Source organism: Pasteurella testudinis DSM 23072 (genome assembly GCF_900176075.1).
GTDB classification, from domain to species: Bacteria; Pseudomonadota; Gammaproteobacteria; order Enterobacterales; family Pasteurellaceae; genus Chelonobacter; species Chelonobacter testudinis.
Window position 1 is genome coordinate 15963 of record NZ_FWWV01000010.1, and the last position, 21871, is coordinate 37833.

The following is a 21871-nucleotide window of genomic DNA, read 5'->3' on the forward strand; positions in this document are numbered from 1 at the left end:
AATTTTTAGTTGAGGATTTTTTATGACCGCACTTTTTAACCACCCCTTCCCTAAAGCCGTGCTGCACGAACATATCGAAGGCTCGGTCGCACCGCACTTGGCGTTGCAACTGGCGGAAAAATACCAAGTGCAGTTGCCGCCGGATTTTTTATATCGCGCAGGCGAATACGACGCACAGGATTTTCCCAACGGGCGCTATCGCTATGATGAATCGGATTTTCGCGAATTTGTCAAAACCTACGATATCGTGGCGGATTTGGTGCGTGACCAAGAGGATTATTATCTCGTCACCAAAGATTACCTCAGCCGCAACGCCGCACAAGGCTTGCTCTACTGCGAACTGATCACGTCGGCTTACCACATGTGTACCAGCGTTGACGGCAACGGCGACACGCAGTGGTCGGCGCCACGCTATCACGCGCTGATGCAAGGTATTGAAAAAGCGATTGACGAAGTGCGGTCGGAGTATGGCACCGAAACCCGTTTGCACGCTTGCGGTGTGCGCCATCTGCCGTACCGCGATATGTTGGCAAGCGCTGAATTTATTGCGCAAAATCCGCGCGCCTCAGTGACCGGATTTAATATCGCCGGCAACGAAAAAGCCGGCAAATTTGCCGATTTTGCCGAATTGCATCAGTTGGTTGCCGATATTCCGCTGCCGAAATCCTATCATGCCGGCGAGATCTGTGCTGCGGACAGTGTGCGGCAAGCCGTCAAGTGCGGTGCGGTGCGCATCGGGCACGGCATTGCTTCGATTGACGATCCTGAGTTAATCCGGCAGTTGATCGAGCAACAGATCACGCTGGAAATTTCCCCCAGCAGCAACCGGATTTTAGTGCCTGAGCTCCAATCTTCGCTGCGCAATCACCCGTTGCGCAAACTGTACGACAGCGGCGTGCGGATCTGTATCAACACCGATGACGCCGGTTTATTCGGCACAGACATCGGCAAAGAGTACCGTATCGCCGCCGAGCAATTCGGTTTTTGTCGTGCGGAATTGTTGGAGATCACGCTGTGTGCGTTGGAATGCGCTTTTGTGGAAAGTGCGGTCAAAGCGCGCTTGATCAAGCAAGTTTATCAACAGTTCAGCGCTGAAGATTGGCGGCAACTGGCGGATCTAGCCGACATTTGCCCGAATCCGGCATTAAAAGTGCGGTTGCAGCAGCGTTTGGCTTATCGTCAATAATCTTCTCATCAGGGCGGTATTTTAACCGCCCTGCAATGTAAAATCCGATCCAGCTCACATTCTGCAATAAATCCGGTTTTGTTTTCAGATTTTCTTCTCTAGAATGTTTTTAAATTTCATCGAAACGTTTCGATGAAAAATACAGAAAAGAAAATTAAGGATACAAGATGAAGAAAACCGCACTTTTAAATGCGCAGCTATCGCATTTGGTAGCTCAGCTCGGGCATACCGACAGTTTAACGGTGTGCGATGCCGGTTTGCCGATTCCGCTGGAAACGGAGCGGGTCGATTTAGCCCTGACTGCCGGCGTACCGCACTTTTTGCAAACGGTAGCGGTGGTGACGCAAGAGATGTTTGTGGAAAGTGCGGTATTGGCGGAAGAGATAAAAACTAAAAACCCAGAGGTTCATCAGGCGTTATTGCAACAACTGCAACAACTGGAACAGCAGCAAGGCAACCGGATTGCGCTGGATTATGTCGGCCACGAAGAGTTTAAAGTGTTGAGCCGTCAATCAAGCGGCATTGTGCGCACGGGAGAATGCACGCCTTACGCCAATGTGATTCTCTATTCCGGCGTGCCGTTTTAAGGGGAACAGAATGCAAGCGGAAACCTTATTACGCATACAGGGCATTGACAAATCGTTCCCCGGCGTGAAAGCGCTGAACAATGCCTGCCTGAATGTCTATGCCGGACGGGTGATGGCGTTGATGGGCGAAAACGGCGCCGGCAAATCGACACTGATGAAAGTCTTGACCGGTATCTACAGCAAAGATCAAGGAACGATTGAATATCTTGGCAATGCAGTGACATTCAATGGTCCGAAAGAGTCGCAAGAAGCGGGAATCAGCATTATCCATCAAGAATTGAATCTGATTAACAATCTGACGATTGCGGAAAATATTTTCTTGGGACGCGAGTTCCTCAACCGTTTCGGCGGTATTGACTGGGCGACGATGTACCGCGAAGCGGATCAATTGCTGGCGAAACTGGGCGTGAAACACAGCAGCCGCACCTTGGCAGGCGAATTGTCGATCGGCGAGCTGCAAATGGTGGAAATTGCCAAAGCGCTCAGTTTTGAATCGCGCGTGATTATCATGGACGAGCCGACCGATGCCTTGACCGATACCGAAACCGAATCGTTATTCAATATTATCAAGGAATTAACTGCCGAAGGGCGCGGTATTGTCTATATTTCACATCGGATCAAAGAAATTTTCGAGATTTGCGATGATGTGACCGTGTTGCGCGACGGCGAATTTATCGCTGAAAGTGCGGTGGCGGATTTGAACGAAGATCGGTTAATCGAAATGATGGTCGGCCGCCGTTTGGACGAGTATTACCCGCATTTGGAAAAAGCCGGCGGTGCGATCCGTTTGACGGTGGAAAACCTGTCGGGCAGCGGCGTGCATAACGTCAGTTTCGAGCTGCGCGAAGGGGAAATTTTAGGCATTTCCGGTTTGATGGGCGCAGGCCGTAGCGAGCTGATGAAAGTGATTTACGGCGCATTGCCGAAAAGCGCGGGCGAAGTGCGCTTAAACGGCAAGCCGATTGATAATCGCAGCGAGCAAGACGGTTTGCAAAACGGCATTGTGTATATTTCCGAAGATCGTAAAGGCGACGGCTTGGTGCTCGGTATGTCGGTGAAAGAAAATATGACCCTGACCGCACTTCAGCATTTTTCTCAATACGGACACGTTAAAAAAAGTGCGGAACAGCTCGCGGTCGACGATTTTATTTTGCTGTTCAACATCAAAACGCCGAGCCGTGAACAACAAGTCGGGTTGCTGTCCGGCGGTAATCAGCAGAAAGTGGCAATTGCCAAAGGCCTGATGACCCGACCGCAAGTGCTGATTTTAGACGAACCGACCCGCGGCGTGGATGTCGGTGCGAAAAAAGAGATCTACCAATTGATCAATAAATTCAAAGACGAGGGCTTGAGTATTATTTTGGTGTCGTCGGAAATGCCGGAAGTATTGGGCATGAGCGATCGGATTTTAGTGATGCACGAGGGCGCCATCAGCGGTGAGTTTATGCGCAATCAAGCCACACAAGAGCAGTTGTTGGCGGCTGCAATCGGTAAAAACGGATATAACTGATTTAGGAAAGAAAGATGACAAGTGTAACAAAAAAGAGCGGTTTTAATCTAAAAGGATTTTTAATCGAGCAGCGTTCGATTATTGCCCTACTGGTATTGGTGTTTATCGTTTCGCTGCTGAATCCGAATTTTTTCAGCGTGGATAACATTCTGAATATTTTGCGCCAGACCTCGGTGAATGCGATTATCGCGGTCGGCATGACTTTTGTGATTCTGATTGCCGGCATCGATTTGTCGGTCGGCTCGGTGCTGGCGTTGACCGGTGCGTTTGCCGCCACCATGGTCGGCTTGGACATCTCGATTTTTATCGTGGTGCCGGTGGTGCTGATTGCCGGTATGTTGCTCGGCGGCGTAAGCGGTTTGATTGTCGCCAAAGGCAAAGTGCAGGCGTTTATCGCCACGTTAGTGACCATGACCCTGTTGCGCGGTGTCACCATGGTTTACACCGACGGTCGCCCGGTCAGTACTGGTTTTTCCGACAGCGCCGATCAATTCAGTTGGATTGGTACCGGTTATCTGTTCGGCATTCCGGTACCGATTTGGATTATGGCATTGGTGTTTGCGCTGGCGTGGTACATTCTGCAACACACCCGAATCGGACGCTACATCTACGCGTTAGGCGGCAATGAAGCGGCGACCAAATTGTCTGGGATTAACGTCACCAAAATCAAACTGTTCGTGTTCGCCGCCAGCGGTTTGTTGTCGGCGTTGGCTGGCTTGATTGTGACGTCACGCTTGTCCTCTGCGCAACCGACCGCCGGCGTCAGCTATGAATTGGATGCGATTGCCGCAGTGGTTGTCGGCGGCACCAGTTTAATGGGCGGTAAAGGGCGCGTGATGGGAACCTTAATCGGTGCGCTGATTATCGGTTTCTTAAATAACGCATTGAATATTTTGGATATTTCATCTTACTATCAGATGATAGCAAAAGCGGTGGTTATTCTGATTGCAGTCTTGGCAGATAACTACTTGGGTAACAAAAGTGTTAAGTCGTAAAACCTGATTTAATTAACTCCTAACCGGAATAAAAGAGGACACATTATGAAAAAATTAACCACAGTAGCATCGGCATTAATCATGAGTTTGGTGGTCAGCGGTTCAGTGCTGGCGAAAGAAACATTGGCGTTGGCGGTGTCGACCTTAGACAATCCCTTTTTCGTGACCTTAAAAGACGGCGCGCAAAAAGAGGCGGACCGACTGGGCTACAATCTGGTGGTGCTGGATTCGCAAAATGATCCGGCGAAAGAATTGGCGAATGTGGAAGATTTGTTAGTGCGTGGCGCAAAAGTGTTGCTGATTAACCCGACCGATTCCGAAGCGGTGGCGAATGCGGTGCTGCGTGCCAATAAACAAGGCGTGCCGGTCATTACCTTAGACCGTGGTGCTGCCAAAGGCGAAGTGGTCAGCCATATCGCATCGGATAACGTTGCCGGCGGCAGATTGGCAGGGGATTTCATTGCGGAAAAATTAGGCAAAGAAGCGAAAGTGATCCAACTGGAAGGGATTGCCGGTACTTCGGCAGCGCGTGAGCGCGGCGAAGGTTTCGCGCAAGCGGTCGAAGCAAACGGCTTTGCCTTATTGGCAAGCCAACCGGCAGATTTTGACCGCACCAAAGGCTTGAACGTGATGGAAAACCTGTTGGCAAGCCAAAGTGCGGTGCAAGCGGTATTTGCGCAAAACGACGAAATGGCATTGGGCGCATTGCGTGCGTTGCAAGCGGCGAAAAAAGACGTGTTAGTCGTCGGCTTTGACGGCACAGACGATGCGGTGCGCGCGGTAGAAGCGGGTAAATTGGGCGCGACCATTGCGCAACAGCCGGAAAAAATCGGCGAATTGGGCGTGGCAACGGCGGATCGTGTGTTGAAAGGCGAACCGGTCGAAGTGATGATTCCGGTGCCGTTGAAAGTGGTGACAAAATAATGTTAGCTAAAATCGGGCGGATATTTCCGCCCGATTTGATGTAAAAATAAACTGATGTAAAGCAGGTAGTTTATGACACAAACAAAAAAACTGGTGGTGCTGGGCAGCATTAACGCCGATCATGTCCTCGCCGTACCGCACTTTGTCAAACCGGGCGAAACCTTGGCAGGCAATGGTTATCATATCGCTTACGGCGGTAAAGGCGCCAATCAGGCAGTGGCGGCGGCACGTTTGGGCACGCCGACCGATTTTATCGCCTGTATCGGCGATGATGATATCGGGCAGGCGATGAAAAAAGCCTTTGCCCAAGACGGGATCAATACCGATACCATTACCACAATTCACGGCGAAATGAGTGGGATCGCGATGATTCAAGTGGCGCAAAGCGGCGAAAACAGTATTGTGATTGCCGCCGGTGCCAATGCGCATTTGAGTGAAACACTGGTTGCCCGCTTCGCCGAAACGATTGCTGCCGCAGAAGCGCTGCTGATGCAGTTGGAAACTCCGCTTCCGGGAATTTTGGCGGCGGCACGCATTGCCAAAGCTAACGGAACCCAAGTTATTCTAAATCCGGCGCCGGCACAGGCGTTGCCCGATGAACTGTTGGCGCAATTGGATATGATCACGCCGAACGAAACCGAAGCCGAGATTCTGACCGGCATTAAGGTGACGGATCAAGACTCCGCACGGCAAGCGGCGAATGTGTTTCATCAAAAAGGCATTGCTACGGTGTTGATTACTTTGGGCTCCAAAGGCGTGTTTGTCAGTGAAAAAGGCGGTTTTAACGGGATTATTGCCGGTTTTCGCGTACAGGCGGTAGACACCACTGCTGCAGGCGACACCTTTAACGGTGCATTGCTGACCGCACTTTTAGAGCAGAAACCGCTGGCACAGGCGATTGTATTTGCTCATGCGGCGGCAGCGATTTCGGTGACACGCAGCGGCGCGCAGCCGTCTATTCCGACCCGACAAGAAACGGACGATTTTCTGTCAAAACAACAATAAACGGCGAGTCGGTAAGGGATAAAAAATTATGGCAACGATGAAAGATATTGCCCGTTTGGCGCAGGTTTCGACCTCAACGGTGTCGCATGTGATCAATAATTCGCGTTTTGTCAGCGATGAAATTCGCGACAAAGTGATGGGTGTGGTGCGTGAGCTGAATTACACGCCTTCCGCGTTGGCGCGCAGTTTAAAAGTCAAGGAAACTAATACGATAGGAATGTTGGTCACCGCCAGTTCCAATCCGTTTTTTGCCGAAGTGCTGCGTAGTGTCGAACGTTATTGTAACCGACACCACTACAATTTGATTTTGTCCTACACCGACGGCGACAGCCAACGCTTACAGGCTAATCTGGAAACCCTGATTCGTAAACAGGTGGACGGTTTGCTTTTGATGTGCGCCGAATCCCATTGGCAACTGAACGATGACATCAGCCAACGGCTGCATTTGCCGATGGTCATGCTCGACTGGTGGCCGACTGCACTGAATGCGGATAAAGTGCATGAAAATTCGGAATATGGCGGCTATTTGGCGACAAAAACGCTGATTGATGCCGGACACCGCGAGATTGCGATCATCACCGGCAGTTTTAAAAAATCGTTGGCATCGAACCGGCTGAAAGGCTATCAAACCGCACTTTCAGAGGCAGGGATTGCGTTGCGTGATGAATGGATTATCGAAAGCCATTTTGATGTCGAGGGGGGGATTGAGAGCATGCAACAACTGCTGCAACTGAATCTGCGCCCAAGTGCGGTCTTTGCCAGCTCCGATACCATCGCAATTGGTGCGTATCAAGCCGCATGGCGTGCCGGTTTAGCCGTCGGCAAAGATATTTCGATTATCGGTTATGACAATATCGAACTGGCGCAATATCTGTCGCCACCGCTGACCACCATTCACCAGTCAAAAAATAATCTGGCAAAACAGGCGGTGGAAATGTTGCTGCAACGGATTAAAAATCCCGACTTGGGATACCGGACTTTAACCCTCGAACCGCACTTGGTGTGGCGGGAGTCGGTTGAGCAAAAATAATCTTAAAATACGCTGTAACCAAAGGGCGATTTCCTTGATGTTTTGTGCTATTGCCGCTAAAAGCATTGGCTTTTAAATGGGTACTGTCGGTGACTCCGTGTTAGAGCCGACTAATCTTTTTTCTGTTGTTTGAAACACGATGTCAAAAATCCGTTCAAAATTTTAAATAATTGCACTGAGCCAGTTTTACGTACAAAGTGTCTTTTGGTAGGTACGTAGCCATCCCAAGTTCGAATTGAATAGGGAATGCGGATAGAGCATAGCAAACGACTGAAAAGTTTATGATTTTGTCAGTAGCTTGAATACCGCATTTTGATCTGCACCTTAATCAATTGGTTTTGGAGTCCAACTTTTAGGGTGCAGATCAGTTTGAGCAGGCTGTTGTGTTCATCATCAATACCCGTTGTTTCAAAATCAAAACAGCAATATTCCAAAGTAGTATAGTGTCGTATCTATTATCGCCGTCTGACCGCACTTGAGTGCTTTTCTGATTCACTGATTATTGATGTTGATCAGTTGCGATTGTCACTTGCCTCAGCAATTGACGGATAGTCATGAAATCCCAATTGTTCGGAAATATTTTTTCCTGCTCGTTGTAACAGTCCGACCAAGTGCTGAAGTTTCGTCTCGTCAAAACGGATCGTCGGCAGAGAGATGGATAATCCGGCGATAATGCGTCCAAAACGGTTATAGATCGGTGCTGCAATACAACGCAGTCCCGGTTCCTGCTCTTCATTGTCTTCCGCATAATGTTGTGCTCGAACTTGCAGCAGAACCTGTTGTAACTGCTCGACGTTTTCCAATGTTTTAGCAGTGTGTTTGACAAACTCAACCGGCTGTAATACCTTTTGCACCTCTTCATCACTGTAATCTGATAATAACACTTTGCCGATCGCCGTGCTGTAAAGCGGATTGCGTCGTCCGATACGCGACTGCATGCGCAAGTTGTAACTGGAATCAATTTTGTGCAGATAGACAATTTCCGTGCCGTCCAATGCGCCCAGATGTAGGGCTTCGTTGGTTTGTTCCGAAATAACCCGCATCTCTTTGTCCGCCAAGCCGATGAGATCCTCATACTCCAACGATTTGGCGCCCAATTCAAACAGTTTTAAGGTCAACCCATATTTATCGCTCTCCCCTTGCTGTGAAACAAAGCCCAATGTTTTCATGGTTTGTAAAAAGCGGTAGGTGGTGCTTTTTGACATCATCAAGCGCTGTGCCAGATCGGTGATTCCGATCTCTTTTTGTTCCGCCAATGCCTCTAAAATGCCGAAAACTTTTAACACCGAAGAAACTGAATCGGGTTGTGTATTTTTTTCCATAAATTCCTCTTGCGTCATATAGGTTATGCAGAAACCTGCTGTAGGATTATAGAAAGAAAATTGAGAAAAAACCATTTTTTTTAAAATTGCTTTTCATAAAAAACAAATATCGCTCTTTTTCTCTATCGCAATCCTTACCAACTTGGATTCAAAACAATAAAAATAAAAATATAAAACGCTCTTTTAAAAAAATTGCATATTGAATTTATTTTTTGTATAGTAGCCACAACAGAGAGATTTCAATCCGACTCTCAGAGAGCCACATTCAAAATATAGCACAAAAGGAGATAACAGCATGGTTATGTATTCATTCAGTTTAGAAGGGAAAGTCGCCTTGGTCACTGGCTGCAATACCGGCTTAGGGCAAGGCATGGCATTGGGTTTGGCACAAGCCGGCTGTCATATTGTCGGGGTCAATTTGAGTGAACCAAACGAAACCCGACAAAAGATCGAAGCCGTTGGTCGTCAATTTGTCAATATAGAAGCCAACTTGATGCAACAGGGCAGTATACCGTCGATTGTCGAGAAAGCTGTCGCAGCGTTTGGTAGAATTGACATATTAGTCAACAATGCAGGGATTATCCGTCGTGAAGATGCAATTGATTTCAGCGAACAAAATTGGGATGAGGTGATCAATATTAATTTGAAAACCGTGTTTTTCCTATCACAAGCCGTTGCCAAGCAATTTATCTCCCAAGGGCACGGCGGTAAAATCATTAATATCGCCTCAATGCTCTCTTTCCAAGGCGGAATCCGTGTGCCGTCTTATACTGCCTCGAAAAGTGCAGTCATGGGGATCACTCGTGCCATGGCGAATGAATGGGCGAAACATCATATCAATGTCAATGCCATTGCTCCGGGCTATATGGCAACCGATAATACCGCCGCCTTAAGAAGTGATGGCGAGCGCAGCAAAGAAATTTTGGATCGCATTCCAGCAGGGCGCTGGGGAACCCCAAGCGATGTTGCCGGTCCTTGTGTATTTTTAGCCTCTTCCGCCGCAGATTATATCAATGGCTACACCATTGCCGTTGATGGTGGGTGGTTGGCAAGATAGGAGTTAATATGTCAAACGACATCAATTTTATCCATGCTCAAGAGCTGAGATTAGAAGATTTAGGCAACGGCGTAAAACGTAAAATTCTGGCTTACAGCGAAAATATGATGGCGGTGGAAGTGCATTTCGAACAGGGCGCCATTGGTGCTATGCACAACCATCCGCACGAGCAACTGACCTATGTTTTGTCCGGTGAATTTGAATTTACCATCGGTGATAAAACCCAGACGGTAAAAGCCGGTGATGTGCTGTACAAACAGCCGAATATTATACACGGCTGCCGTTGCCTGCAAGCCGGTGTACTGTTGGATAATTTTACGCCGATGAGAAAAGATTTTATTTAAATAAGGTTTCAACCACAGGAAATAATCGTATGAAAATTGCATTAATGATGGAAAACAGTCAAGCAGCTAAAAACCCAATTATTCTGAAAGAATTGAAAGCGGTTGCCGACGAAAAGGGCTATCCGGTGTTCAACGTCGGTATGAGTGATGAGAACGACCACCATCTGACCTACATTCACCTTGGCATTATGGCTAGCATTTTGTTGAACTCAAAAGCCGTCGATTTCGTGGTGACCGGCTGTGGCACAGGGCAAGGTGCGATGATGTCACTCAATCTGCATCCGGGCGTAGTTTGTGGTTACTGCCTTGATCCGACCGATGCTTTTTTGTTTGCTCAAATCAATAACGGCAACGCCTTGGCGTTGGCTTTTGCCAAAGGTTTTGGTTGGGGTGCTGAATTGAACGTGCGTTATATGTTTGAAAAAGCCTTTACCGGCGTAAAAGGAGAAGGCTATCCACTCGAGCGTAAAGAACCACAAGTCAGAAATGCCGGTATCTTGAATCAAGTCAAAGCGGCAGTTCTAAAAACGCATTATTTAGACGGCTTGCGCGCGATCGATCCAGCGTTGATCAAAACCGCGGTCAGTGGTGAGCGTTTTCAACAATGCTTGTTTGAATACGGACAAGACAAAGAAATCGAAGCCTTTGTGCGCGATATTTTGAGCCGATAGCCTCTCAAAAGCCAACTATCTGCCTGATTCGTTGGCTTTTTTGTTACCTTTGCAAATGGAAACAAACCAATGAAAAATAATCTTGCAGTGATCGGCGAATGTATGATTGAAATGCAAAAGTGCGGTCAACACTATCGGCAAGGGTTCGGCGGGGACACGTTGAATACCGCACTTTACTTCTCAAGATTAACCCAGCACAGCGGAAACCAAACCGCTTATGTCACCGGCTTGGGTGGCGACGGATTCAGCCAAAATATGCTGGCAGCATGGTCAGCGGAAGGAATTAATACCAGCTTAGTCTTTGAATTATCGGAGAAACTGCCCGGCTTATATGCTATTGAAACCCGTGATGACGGAGAGCGCAGCTTTCACTATTGGCGCAATGACTCTGCTGCCCGTTACTGGCTGCGCCATATCACTGAAGATCAATTAATTAAAAAATTAAGCGTTTACCAATGGATTTATTTAAGCGGTATCAGTTTGGCGATCCTGTCGGACGACTGTCTGCAAAAACTGCTTACCGTTCTGAGTGCCTGCAACAAGTGCGGTTGCCACATCGCCTTTGACAACAATTATCGTCCTGCATTGTGGGAAAACAGCGTCAAAGCGCAACAAGCCTACCGCGCGATTTTATCCTTAACCGAGATGGCTTTTCTGACCTTTGACGACGAAGTGCAATTGTATGGTGACCAGAGCGAAACACAAGCGATTAACCGCACTTTGGCACTTGGAGTGCAAGAAGTTGTGATCAAACGTGGCGCTGACAGCTGTATCGTTGTCACCCCGCAAACACACCATGAACTGGCACCGGAAAAAATTGACAACGTCATCGACACCACCGCCGCGGGCGACTCTTTCAGCGCAGCCTATCTCGCCGCTCGACTTAACAACGCCAGCATCCCTGAAGCTATTGCTGCCGGCCACCGACTCGCTGGCACAGTGATTCAACACCGAGGTGCGATTATTGCTAGGGAGCACATGCCGCAGCTATAGCCACTATATAATAGCCTCAACCATAGCTGTAACGATAAAGGGGAACATAGAAGGAAAAAGACATGAAGAAAATAATTCATCTTATTCTGCTCGCTATCGTTTTAATGTTTTCATTTAGTACATGGAGCAAAACATCGGAGCCAGCACCTCTCATTTGGCAGAGCATCACTTTTGGGCAATCCACCGATTTAAATTTCGGTTCGACAATTCTGCCGGAAAAAGTGGGAACCAATGAAACCTTGGTCAATACTACGCCGGTGTCTCCCGGTCCGCTAGCACCCAATTTTACGATTGAAAGCCGTGGCGGAAAACTCGCTAATTCTCACGAAGGGGTAACCTTTTACTACACTGAACTGCCGGTAAGCACCAATTTCACGCTTTCGGCCAATATCACCCTTGAACAACTCGGACCGGAAACCGGCGCTAATCCTAATCGGCAAGAAGGAGCTGGGATCATGGTACGCGATATTTTAGGCAAAGTACGGGAAGTACCACAACCAATCGGTTACGAAGAGTTTCCCGCAGCCTCTAATATGGTGATGAATTTAATCCGTTCACATAGCCGAGATGCTGATGGAAAAATCAATATTAATGCGACTTATCGAGAAGGCATACAAGATCCGTGGGGAACGGCTGGAAATCGTATATATCGCCAAGATTATGTTGAAGGTATTGATTTTTTAGGCGATTCTCCATTCCATCTAACCTTGGAAAAAACCGATCAACAGTTTATTTTCAGCTATCAGCAGGGTGAAACCAAACAGCAAATCACGTTAGAAAAATTAACACCAAGCATTCTTGCCCAGCAAAATCCGGAAAAACAGTATGTCGGCTTCTTTGCTTCTCGCAATGCCAAAATGTCGGTTCAAGATGCCGCACTGCAAATCAGCCCAGGATCAGATTTAACACCAACTCCTTTTTTTGTTCAGCCGCTCCCGGTTTTACTGACACAGGCCTCTTCGATGATTACAATCGGTGAAAACTATATTTTTCAAGCCCGAGCAAATTATGATGGACATTTCAGCTTGTGGCAGGATAACCAAACTGCGGTCAGCAATAGAGCAGTGAAAGCCGGTGATTTTTTTAGTCATGCGTTAAATATCACCACGTTGTCCTCCGAAATCAAAGTGCGGTTTGTCCCTGAGCTTCCCCTGGGAGAAAAAGAAGCACTGGAGAAGACGATTACAGTCAGCAAACCCCCGGTTTTTTTAGTTGATCCGATGAACCTATACGTCACCATTGACGGCACTTCACAAGGCAACGGTACGCTTGAAAAACCATTGGATCTGGCTTCTGCAGTTCAATGGCTTCCGCCGGGCGGAACTATTTTTTTACAAAGCGGAGACTACCCTGCCTTAATTTTGCCGAATCAAAGCAGTGGCACTGCGCAAGCTCACAAAACGCTGAAAGGACAAAGCGCAAAAGTGCGGTTTGTCGGTGAACTACTTCATCAAGCCAGTTTTTGGCATGTGGAAGATATTGAAGTTGCAGGTGCCAGCTTAATTGTGCAGGGCAGCCATAACGAATTTCGTAATATCACCACTCATAGTGCACCGGATACCGGATTTCAAATTACTTCGCCGGAAGGCGTCGGACGTGCTTTATGGGCAAGCCATAATATTGTGAAAGACAGCATTAGTTTTAACAACATGGACAAATCACAAATCAACGCCGATGGTTTTGCCGCTAAAATGCGGATTGGAGACGGTAATATATTTATTCGTTGTATTTCACACCATAATATTGATGACGGTTGGGATCTGTTCAATAAAGTCGAAGATGGTCCGAATGGTGTTGTAACCATTTTAGATTCCATTGCTTTTATGAACGGGCAAACCTTACAGGTTCAAAGTAAAAGCGCCTCTATCGGTAATGGTTTTAAGTTGGGTGGCGAAGGGATTCCTGTTGCCCATATCGTTAAAAACAGCTTGGCTTTTCGCAATAACATGGATGGATTTACCGATAATTTTAATCCCGGAACCTTAGTGCTGGAAAATAATCTGGCAATTGATAATCGACGGTTTAACTACTTGTTCCGCAAAAGTCCTTATGAAAAGGCGTCATTACAAGGCATATTTATCCATAACCAATCGTTCCGTTTTTACCAACCAAGCCAATATCCCGATGTTGTGAATGGTAGCCAGCTGATTAATAACAATTTTTTTCTGGCGTCTACAGCAGAAAATGCAAAAGTGCGGTATTTACCTGAACTCCAATCACTATCCAAAATTGATTATGCGCAGGCAGTTCCCGGCTTGAAAGAGGCTAAAGCTATTCAAGTATTACTGACAGATTGAATTTGACCAAGGGCTGATTAATCTATTTTTCAGCCTTTTTTCCACAAAAAAATCATTATGAACATTTATTTTTATAAAAATAAAACACAATTTTGATTGATGTCACATTATTTTTCATTTTTATGTTGTATGATTCTAAAAAATCAAAACAATGTTTCGAGGTGAGTATGGGTATTGATACTATCGTTATAGTCGGTTATTTCATTTTAATTGCTGCTATCAGTCTAATTTTCAAAAAAATGGCCAGCAGTAGCACCAGTGACTACTTCCGTGGTGGCGGCAAAATGCTGTGGTGGATGGTTGGTGGTACTGCGTTTATGACCCAATTTTCTGCTTGGACCTTTACCGGCGCTGCCGGGAAAGCATTCACAGACGGTATGTCGGTTATCGCCGTTTTCGTCGGGAACATGGTCGCCTATGTTTTTGCTTATTTTTGGTTTGCCCGTCGCTTCAGGCAAATGCGGGTAGATACGCCGACAGAAGCCGTCGGACGTCGCTTTGGGTCGGTAAATGAACAATTTTTCACTTGGGTGATTATTCCGCTCAGCGTGATTAACGCAGGGGTTTGGCTAAACGGATTAGGCGTGTTTGCTTCCGCAGTGTTTAACTCTGATATTATCACCACCATTTATGTTACCGGCGCTGTGGTGCTGTTGGTGTCACTGTTAAGTGGGGCTTGGGGCGTAGTCGCATCAGACTTTATCCAAATGTTGGTAGTGGCAGTAATTTCGATCGCTTGTGCGGTTGTAGCGTTAGTGATGATCGGCGGTCCGGGTGAAATCGTACGCGAGTTTCCGGGCAGTTTTGTGATGGGACCGGATATGAATTACCCTCTGTTGATTGTCTGTACTTTCCTGTTTTTTGTGGTTAAGCAGCTACAAAGTATCAACAATATGCAGGAATCTTACCGCTTCTTAAACGCCAAAGACTCTAAAAATGCCAGTAAAGCTGCAATTCTCGCCTTGATATTAATGCTGTTTGGCACATTTATTTGGTTTATTCCACCTTGGGTTTCCGCTATTATCTACCCAAATGCTGCCGCAGAATATCCGCAGTTAGGCAACAAAGCCGCTGACGCTGTTTACTTGGTGTTTGCCCGCAACGCGATGCCGTTGGGGACTGTCGGGTTGTTGATGGCGGGATTATTTGCGGCTACCATGTCCTCGATGGATTCTGCCTTAAACCGTAATTCCGGTATCTTTGTCCGCAGTTTCTATGCCCCGATTATCCGTAAAGGACAAGCCGACGACAAAGAGCTGTTGCGTGCCGGTCAACTGGTATGTATTGTCAACGGTGTTTTGGTTATTTTAATGGCGCAGTTCTTCAACTCATTAAAACATCTCAGTCTGTTTGACCTGATGATGCAGGTCGCCACTTTATTGCAATCACCTATTTTAGTACCGTTATTCTTGGGGATCATCATTCGTAAAACACCAAAATGGGCGCCTTGGGCAACTGTAGCAGTGGGAATGCTGGTCTCTTGGTCGGTGGTGAAAGTATTCACGCCACAATGGGTTGCCGGCTGGTTTGGGGTTGAAAACTTAACCGGGCGTGAAATTTCTGAACTGAAAATTATCATTACTATTGCGGCACACTTGTTCTTTACCGCGGGCTTCTTCTGCTTGACCACCTTATTTTATAAAGCAGAAAATGATCCATATAAAGTGACAACTGCTGCTTTTTTCAACGATGTTGAGACCGAATGTGTTGCCGAAGACGGACAAGATATGGTTGACCGGATGCAGCGCAAAAAATTAGGCACACTGGTTATCTATATGTCTGCCGGACTGAGCCTGATGATTTTGATTCCAAATCCATTATGGGGAAGACTGCTTTATCTTTGCTGTGCCCTCACCATCTTTACTATTGGCTATCTACTAAAACGTAGTGCAGAAGCAAAATAGTAAAAAAATCAATAGCATTGACTTGCGGTATGTCCGAACGCCACGCGCATACCGCACTTTAGGAGAAAATATTATGGCTAAAGGACAACAAATCCAATTTCAATTCGAATCATTTCTTGATTCAGATACCGGGGTAAAAATTACTCGTATCACCCCGAAAGAGGTTGCCTGCCATCGTAATTATTTTTATCAGAAATGTTTTACCCAAGACGGCAGTAAATTACTGTTTGCTGGCGATTTTGACAGCAACCGAAACTATTATTTACTCGATCTACACAGTCAAATCGCTACACAGCTCACCGAAGGCAAAGGCGACAATACCTTTGGTGGCTTTATTGCAAATGACGACAAATCATTTTTTTATGTTAAAAATGACACTGACTTATGTTGCGTGAATCTGCAAACCTTACAAGAAACGGTGATTTATACTGTCGATGATCACTGGAAAGGCTACGGAACTTGGGTAGCTAACTCTGACTGCACTAAGCTGGTCGGAATTGAAATTCTAAAATCCTGTTGGCAACCGTTGACCGATTGGGAGAAATTTAAAGCATTTTACCATACCCAGCCCACTTGTCGTTTAATCCGTGTTGATATTTTAAGTGGCGAAGTTACAGTTATTCATCAAGAAAACGCCTGGCTCGGACATCCGACTTACCGCCCTTTTGATGATAATACCATTGGTTTTTGTCATGAAGGACCGCACGATTTAGTTGATGCTCGGATGTGGTTGATTAATGAAGACGGCAGCAATCTGAGAAAAGTAAAACACCATCTACCGGGCGAATCTTGCACCCACGAATTTTGGCTGCCGAATGGCGCCAAGATGGCGTATGTCTCTTATTTTAAAGGGCAAACCGAACGGGTTATCTACACTGCCGATCCGGTGACGTTGGACAATGCCCGTTTGATGGTGATGCCGCCTTGTTCACATCTGATGAGCAATTTTGACGGTAGTTTAATGGTTGGTGACGGCTGCGATTCGCCGGTTGATGTCGACGATGGCGATAGTTATAACATTGAAAATGATCCGTTTTTATATGTGTTCAATATTGCGCAAAAACGCATCTTCAAATTAGCCAAACATAGCACCTCTTGGAAAGTTCTGGACGGTGATCGCCAAATCACTCACCCTCACCCCTCTTTTTCACCGGATGACAGCCAAGTGCTGTTCGGCAGTGATTTTGAAGGCGTACCGGCGATCTATTTGGCAAATATACCGGCTCATTATCGCTAATTTCGTCAAGCTTGGGTATGCCTCATTTCATTTTAAATGGGTACTTTCGGTGACCTCTTGTTTACCGATGACTAAGCCTTTCTCTATTAGAGCAAAGTGCTAGTTAAATATCTAAAACTTTGTCAGCAGTCTGAATTTGGATAATCCCACTTACAGTCGGATTATCCAGATCATCAGCTAAATACAGGCAATTTACCTAACATTGCCAAGATATGGAAGAGGGCGACCAGCACGCCAAAGACAATCACAAGATAGACAGTGATGTTGCCGCCGATGACGTTAAAAATCGATTGGTCAGGGTAGCGTTTGCGAGCCGCACGGGCAAGTAAAGCCGGGATAATACACGCCCAAATGGTCGCCACGGCGCCGGCATAACCGATAACGGCAACAAAGCCGAACGGGAATAGTATCGACATCACCAACGGCGGAAGAAAGGTGACGCTCCAAGTTTTGCTGCGGCCTTTTTTGCTGTCGTCGAATTTGAAAAAATCGGCTAAAAAATCAAATAACCCAAGCCCGACACCGATAAAAGAAGACAGAATCGCCGCCATTGAAAAAGCGTTGACTGCGTGGGAAACCTGTTTGGAGTCAATCACCGAACCGAGTGCCGCGAGCAGCACATCGATATTGCCGCCTTGGGCGATGACCGGAAGAAACTGCTCACGCGGCAAGTTGCCAAAAATGCTGATTAGCCAGACGGCATAAAAAAACAGCGCAATCGCAGTGCCGCCGAGAATGGCTTGCTGTGCTTTTTTCTCTTCGCCGTAATAGATTCTCATCGAAGCGACGGAATGGTGATAGCCGAAAGAAGTCAGCGCAACGGGCAGTAATGCCATGATATACAGGGTATATTCGCCGGTGGGATTGAGCGAATCGAATAAAACGGCAGGCTTAATCTGCATTGACATACCTGAAATGCTGAAAATAAAACTGAGCAGCATAAACGCAATCAAGATCACCGAAATACGGCTGACGGCTTTGGTGGAGTACCAGACGATAGCGGAAAAGATCAGGATAAACAATATCGCGGCTATCTTTGAATTAATGTGCAAAAGCTGGCTGATGATTAAGCCGGAAGAGGTGGTGTAGGCGTAAAGCAAGATACAGCCGACGAAATAGACGGCGAGGTTATTGATAAAATTGATTTTTTCACCTAACAAATGGCTGGTGACGCTATCGAAAGAAACGCGGATATCGTAGTGCTGGAAGGCTTCCAACAATAGCCAGCCGGATAGGGTCATCACCGCCATGGTGAGGGTAATGGCGAACAGTGACCAAATTGTCCAAGCGCCGGCGCCGGCACTGGGCAATCCCAACATGCCGGCACCGACGCATACGCTGGCAATGATACAGGCTCCCCCGATTAAAGACGGTTGTTTTTTCATATCAAGGCTCCGTGAGTAAAGTAATAAGTGCGGCACTGTGATTTTATCGGCATACCGCACTTTGAACAGATTATCGTCAAGAGTTATCCACCTCTTTCAGACGTGCGGTGAAATGCCGTAATACTTTGGGTTCGTAAACGAAATCCAATCCTTTGATGGCATGAATATTCTCTTTGACTTTGGCGAATGCCTCGATGATAAAATCCATATGGGTTTGGGTATAAGTCGCACGAGGAATGGTCAAACGCAATAATTCGGCGGGACAAGGGTGCTGTTTGCCGGTTTGCGGATCTCGTCCCAATAATAATGAACCGATTTCAACGGCACGGATACCGGCGACTTTATATAGTTCGCAGGCGAGGGCATGTGCCGGAAATTGTTCCGCCGGAATATGCGGTAACAATTTGCCCGCATCGACGAAAGCCGCGTGTCCGCCCGCCTGTTGGCAATGGATCCCGATTGCTTCCAGTCCGTCGACCAAATATTGCACTTGTTGAATCCGGTATGCCAACCACTCTTGCCGCATGCCGTCGAACAGCCCGACCGCCAGCCGCTCCATCGCACCGCCCTCCAAACCGCCGTAAGTCGGGAAGCCTTCTTGCACCACGCACAAGGTGCGGCATTCGGTGTAAACGTCTAACATCGAATCATCTTTGAAACAAAGTAGCCCGCCCATTGGCACCATCGCGTCTTTTTTGGCGGACATGGCGAGAATATCGGCATATTTATATGATTCGTAGGTAATTTCTTCAATCGTCCAATCGGCATAACCGGCTTCCCGTTGCTGAATAAAATAGGCGTTTTCGGCAAATCGGGCGGAATCCATCACCACCGGAATCGCATATTTTTGTGCAATGGCATACACCGCTTTTAAATTGGCAATCGAAACCGGTTGCCCGCCCGCCGAATTACAGGTGATGGTGCTGACAATATACGGAATATTTTCCGCGCCGATTGCCAAAATTGCCGATTCTAATTTATCTAAATCAAAATTACCTTTGAAATCATCATAAATTTCCGTATTAAACGCATTGTGATTATATACGTTTTTTGCAACGCAGTGATTTAATTGGGTATGGCCTTGGGTGGTATCAAAAAAATAATTGGAAAGTGCGGTCATTTTCTCTTTTTGCCCGCCTTTTTCCTGTAACCGTTTTTTAATTAACACCGGAATATAGATCTGTTCTGCCCCCCGACCTTGGTGAGTCGGAATGGTGTATTGATAACCGAAGATTGTTTTGACTGCGTCGGACAGCGCATGAAAACTGCGGCTGCCGCTGTAGGCTTCGTCGCCGCGGAACATGGCGGCTTGCATTTCTTGGGTGATCGCGCCGGTGCCGCTGTCGGTCAGCAAGTCGATAAAGACGTCTTTGCTATCCAGTAAAAAAGGGTTCATACCGGCGGCTAAAATGGCTTGTTCACGATATTCCCGTGTTGTTGTTTTGACCGGTTCAATCACGCGGATACGGAACGGTTCGGGTAAATGTTTAAATTGATTCATAACAAGATCCTTATTATTAAAAATAAAAAAGTACCTGTATTTGCCTGTGGGCAAATAACAGTAGGATAATCAGATTTTTATGACAAAAATAATAGAAACGTCGCTTTATTACGGACGAACGTCATGATCTTGTTAAGGCTATGGAAATGGATAGGCGAGTTTATGATCTTGGTTAAACCACGTTTTTAGGGTGATGGTTAGCTGCTTCATTTTAATTTCCCCGATGAGTGTGAAAATTAGCTGAAATCAAGATGCAGTATTCATAAAATTTTATTTTTGTCACGCAAAAAAAATAGCGCTTGCGAGGGGGATCACAAAATATTTTTAGTGCGGGCGGAAAGAGTATCCGCCCGAGTCAGGAATGTTTTTAATAAACGCTCAGAGAATCAGTTTGACAATTTTATCCGCCTGTACCCGTCGGAAACGGTTGAGCAATTTTTTTACTTCCGCCGGATAGTCTTGCAGTTTTTCCAATGCCCGATAATGGTGGATCAAGCTGGTATTGTGACGAATGGTGCTGAGCTCTTTTTGCAGTTGCAGCTGCAATTTTTGCTGCGGATCGAGAATCAGCAAACCATTTTCGGCATCAAGCCGCCACGCTCTCGGATTCAGGTTATTGCCGGTCAGCAGAATATAGTGGTCGTCAACCCACACACCCTTGAGATGATAGGAATTTTCACCGTCTTGCCACAGACGCACCGTAAGCTGCCCGTTGGTCAGCATTTTTCGGTGTTTTTTGCAAAAATTGCGCAAGTTCATTTCATACAGGTACGGCAGTGCCGCCGACATGGTAAACGGCTTGTCCGGCGGAGAATAGAAGTCGTTGGCGGTTTTGTCGCCGACGATGATTTCCACTTTTTTGCCCTCTTTCAACAGGTGTCCCAGCTGCAAACGCAGGCTGCGCGGAAAATTAAAATACGGCGTGCAGATGGTCAGTTTTTGCTGTACTACGCCGAATAAGGCTTCGATTACCGTGTTTAACGGATTGTGGTTTGCCAGCCCGAAGATGGGCGAAATCAACAATTGATCCGGTGCGAAGCTAACCGCGTTATCAATTTGATAACTGGCGTGTTGACTGAGTTTTTTACGCAATTGGCGGATAGCCGGACGGATTGTTTTATCGCGGCGTACCGCTTGATCGAGGCGCTGCACCGCACTTTCGTCCAGAAAATGACGGATTAAAAATGCGGCGAAGCTGTCGGCTAGCGGTGGGTTGGTAATTTTCTGGTAGCGGTCATAACGGTATTTATCTTGCTGGTGCAGATAAACGTTATTAATACTGGCACCGCTGTAGAGAATGGTATCGTCGAATACCGAGCCTTTGATGTGTAATACACCGAATAGTTCGCGGGTATTAATCGGCACGCCGTAAAAGGCAATATCGTTTTCAGGATCCAACGCGTATTTTTGCCGTTGTTCGGCATACCATTCGGCATTGGTTTGGCTGGTTTCTGCACCCAACAATCCGCGCTGTGCCCGGTGAAAATCAACAAATACCTTAATATCCAGAGTCGGGCGTTTTAGCTTGGCTTGGTAGAGTTCATGTAAGATTTCCTGACCGGCTTCATCGTTTTGCCAGTAAAGTGCGGTAATGTAGATACGCCGTTGTGCTGTTCGGATCAGTTGGATAAGTTGCTGTTTGTAAGCTGCGCTGGAATAGATAAATTCCAAGTGTTCCGCCGTTTGCGGCAGAAATGGCAGCGATTGTAGCTGATGCAGCGACTGATGATATTTAGTATTCAGCATAGGGGATAAAATATATCGAAATTTAAAAAGTACGAAAAGTGATTTAGTTTACCTGCCTTAATTGGGTTTGAACAGAACTTTGCAGAGAAGTTTGCTTAAATCGGGCGAAAAATTTGCTATAATCCGAGCCAAATCACGTTTGTATGTTCCGACATATAAATCCTATTTCGGCCATTA

The 21871-nt window shown here is 46.7% G+C and carries 18 protein-coding genes; 14 read left to right on the forward strand and 4 right to left on the reverse strand.

What is annotated here, in order from left to right; translation table 11 throughout:
* Positions 1-22 precede the first annotated feature (22 nt).
* The 7 genes from add to B8880_RS05510 all read left to right on the forward strand — a co-directional run bounded on the left by add (position 23) and on the right by B8880_RS05510 (position 7237).
* A complete protein-coding gene (add, locus tag B8880_RS05480) occupies positions 23-1186 on the forward strand; it encodes an adenosine deaminase (RefSeq protein WP_084256618.1) in 1164 nt (387 codons plus the stop codon).
* A gap of 167 nt (positions 1187-1353) precedes the next feature.
* Complete coding sequence (gene rbsD, locus B8880_RS05485) at positions 1354-1773, forward strand: D-ribose pyranase (RefSeq protein ID WP_084256619.1); 420 nt, start codon at positions 1354-1356, stop codon at positions 1771-1773.
* Positions 1774-1783: 10 nt separating this feature from the next.
* On the forward strand, positions 1784-3283 hold the full coding sequence (rbsA, locus tag B8880_RS05490) for a ribose ABC transporter ATP-binding protein RbsA (RefSeq protein ID WP_084256620.1): 1500 nt from the start codon (positions 1784-1786) through the stop codon (positions 3281-3283).
* Between the two features lie 14 nt (positions 3284-3297).
* On the forward strand, positions 3298-4278 hold the full coding sequence (rbsC, locus tag B8880_RS05495; protein WP_084256621.1) for a ribose ABC transporter permease: 981 nt from the start codon (positions 3298-3300) through the stop codon (positions 4276-4278).
* Between the two features lie 45 nt (positions 4279-4323).
* Positions 4324-5202 (forward strand): ribose ABC transporter substrate-binding protein RbsB, encoded by an 879-nt coding sequence (gene rbsB, locus B8880_RS05500; RefSeq protein ID WP_084256622.1) that lies wholly within the window; start codon positions 4324-4326, stop codon positions 5200-5202.
* Between the two features lie 72 nt (positions 5203-5274).
* On the forward strand, positions 5275-6207 hold the full coding sequence (gene rbsK / locus B8880_RS05505; RefSeq protein ID WP_084256623.1) for a ribokinase: 933 nt from the start codon (positions 5275-5277) through the stop codon (positions 6205-6207).
* A 28-nt stretch (positions 6208-6235) separates the two neighbouring features.
* A complete protein-coding gene (locus tag B8880_RS05510) occupies positions 6236-7237 on the forward strand; it encodes a substrate-binding domain-containing protein (protein WP_084256624.1) in 1002 nt (333 codons plus the stop codon).
* A gap of 512 nt (positions 7238-7749) precedes the next feature.
* On the opposite strand, the gene kdgR is transcribed toward B8880_RS05510, so the two are convergent.
* On the reverse strand, positions 7750-8559 hold the full coding sequence (kdgR, locus tag B8880_RS05515; RefSeq protein WP_084256625.1) for a DNA-binding transcriptional regulator KdgR: 810 nt from the start codon (positions 8557-8559) through the stop codon (positions 7750-7752).
* A 301-nt stretch (positions 8560-8860) separates the two neighbouring features.
* Here kdgR and kduD point away from each other — a divergent pair, with 301 nt between their 5' ends.
* The 7 genes from kduD (at position 8861) to B8880_RS05550 (ending at position 17062) form a co-directional block, all read left to right on the forward strand.
* The gene (gene kduD / locus B8880_RS05520; RefSeq protein ID WP_260337772.1) at positions 8861-9616 is read left to right on the forward strand and encodes a 2-dehydro-3-deoxy-D-gluconate 5-dehydrogenase KduD; all 756 of its coding nucleotides are present in this window, start codon (positions 8861-8863) and stop codon (positions 9614-9616) included.
* Positions 9617-9624: 8 nt separating this feature from the next.
* Positions 9625-9960, forward strand: coding sequence for a cupin domain-containing protein (locus B8880_RS05525; protein WP_084256627.1), 336 nt, complete (start codon positions 9625-9627; stop codon positions 9958-9960).
* 29 nt (positions 9961-9989) lie between these two features.
* Positions 9990-10631 carry an RpiB/LacA/LacB family sugar-phosphate isomerase gene (locus B8880_RS05530; RefSeq protein ID WP_084256628.1) on the forward strand — a complete coding sequence of 214 codons (642 nt, stop codon included), beginning with the start codon at positions 9990-9992 and terminating at the stop codon, positions 10629-10631.
* 69 nt (positions 10632-10700) lie between these two features.
* The gene (gene kdgK / locus B8880_RS05535; RefSeq protein WP_084256629.1) at positions 10701-11624 is read left to right on the forward strand and encodes a 2-dehydro-3-deoxygluconokinase; all 924 of its coding nucleotides are present in this window, start codon (positions 10701-10703) and stop codon (positions 11622-11624) included.
* A 62-nt stretch (positions 11625-11686) separates the two neighbouring features.
* Positions 11687-13921: a right-handed parallel beta-helix repeat-containing protein gene (locus tag B8880_RS05540; RefSeq protein ID WP_084256630.1), complete on the forward strand. Its 2235-nt coding sequence runs from the start codon at positions 11687-11689 to the stop codon at positions 13919-13921.
* A gap of 167 nt (positions 13922-14088) precedes the next feature.
* Entirely contained in the window at positions 14089-15825 is a 1737-nt protein-coding gene (locus B8880_RS05545) for a sodium:solute symporter family protein (protein WP_084256631.1), read from the forward strand.
* Positions 15826-15898: 73 nt separating this feature from the next.
* Entirely contained in the window at positions 15899-17062 is a 1164-nt protein-coding gene (locus B8880_RS05550) for an oligogalacturonate lyase family protein (protein WP_084256632.1), read from the forward strand.
* Positions 17063-17235: 173 nt separating this feature from the next.
* Here the strand turns inward: B8880_RS05550 and B8880_RS05555 are convergent, their stop codons facing one another.
* The 3 genes from B8880_RS05555 to pssA all read right to left on the reverse strand — a co-directional run bounded on the left by B8880_RS05555 (position 17236) and on the right by pssA (position 21694).
* On the reverse strand, positions 17236-18447 hold the full coding sequence (locus tag B8880_RS05555; protein ID WP_084256633.1) for an aromatic amino acid transport family protein: 1212 nt from the start codon (positions 18445-18447) through the stop codon (positions 17236-17238).
* Positions 18448-18523: 76 nt separating this feature from the next.
* Positions 18524-19948, reverse strand: coding sequence for a tryptophanase (gene tnaA, locus B8880_RS05560; RefSeq protein WP_084256634.1), 1425 nt, complete (start codon positions 19946-19948; stop codon positions 18524-18526).
* Positions 19949-20326: 378 nt separating this feature from the next.
* Positions 20327-21694, reverse strand: a complete 1368-nt coding sequence (gene pssA / locus B8880_RS05565) for a CDP-diacylglycerol--serine O-phosphatidyltransferase (RefSeq protein ID WP_084256635.1) — start codon at positions 21692-21694, stop codon at positions 20327-20329.
* Positions 21695-21871: the final 177 nt, after the last annotated feature.

Bases quoted from the DNA above. Each gene is read 5' to 3' on its own strand.
- add (WP_084256618.1), top strand. From the start codon at position 23: ATGACCGCACTTTTTAACCACCCCTTCCCTAAAGCCGTGCTGCACGAA.
- rbsD (WP_084256619.1), top strand. From the start codon at position 1,354: ATGAAGAAAACCGCACTTTTAAATGCGCAGCTATCGCATTTGGTAGCT.
- rbsA (WP_084256620.1), top strand. From the start codon at position 1,784: ATGCAAGCGGAAACCTTATTACGCATACAGGGCATTGACAAATCGTTC.
- rbsC (WP_084256621.1), top strand. From the start codon at position 3,298: ATGACAAGTGTAACAAAAAAGAGCGGTTTTAATCTAAAAGGATTTTTA.
- rbsB (WP_084256622.1), top strand. From the start codon at position 4,324: ATGAAAAAATTAACCACAGTAGCATCGGCATTAATCATGAGTTTGGTG.
- rbsK (WP_084256623.1), top strand. From the start codon at position 5,275: ATGACACAAACAAAAAAACTGGTGGTGCTGGGCAGCATTAACGCCGAT.
- B8880_RS05510 (WP_084256624.1), top strand. From the start codon at position 6,236: ATGGCAACGATGAAAGATATTGCCCGTTTGGCGCAGGTTTCGACCTCA.
- kdgR (WP_084256625.1), bottom strand. From the start codon at position 8,559: ATGGAAAAAAATACACAACCCGATTCAGTTTCTTCGGTGTTAAAAGTT.
- kduD (WP_260337772.1), top strand. From the start codon at position 8,861: ATGTATTCATTCAGTTTAGAAGGGAAAGTCGCCTTGGTCACTGGCTGC.
- B8880_RS05525 (WP_084256627.1), top strand. From the start codon at position 9,625: ATGTCAAACGACATCAATTTTATCCATGCTCAAGAGCTGAGATTAGAA.
- B8880_RS05530 (WP_084256628.1), top strand. From the start codon at position 9,990: ATGAAAATTGCATTAATGATGGAAAACAGTCAAGCAGCTAAAAACCCA.
- kdgK (WP_084256629.1), top strand. From the start codon at position 10,701: ATGAAAAATAATCTTGCAGTGATCGGCGAATGTATGATTGAAATGCAA.
- B8880_RS05540 (WP_084256630.1), top strand. From the start codon at position 11,687: ATGAAGAAAATAATTCATCTTATTCTGCTCGCTATCGTTTTAATGTTT.
- B8880_RS05545 (WP_084256631.1), top strand. From the start codon at position 14,089: ATGGGTATTGATACTATCGTTATAGTCGGTTATTTCATTTTAATTGCT.
- B8880_RS05550 (WP_084256632.1), top strand. From the start codon at position 15,899: ATGGCTAAAGGACAACAAATCCAATTTCAATTCGAATCATTTCTTGAT.
- B8880_RS05555 (WP_084256633.1), bottom strand. From the start codon at position 18,447: ATGAAAAAACAACCGTCTTTAATCGGGGGAGCCTGTATCATTGCCAGC.
- tnaA (WP_084256634.1), bottom strand. From the start codon at position 19,948: ATGAATCAATTTAAACATTTACCCGAACCGTTCCGTATCCGCGTGATT.
- pssA (WP_084256635.1), bottom strand. From the start codon at position 21,694: ATGCTGAATACTAAATATCATCAGTCGCTGCATCAGCTACAATCGCTG.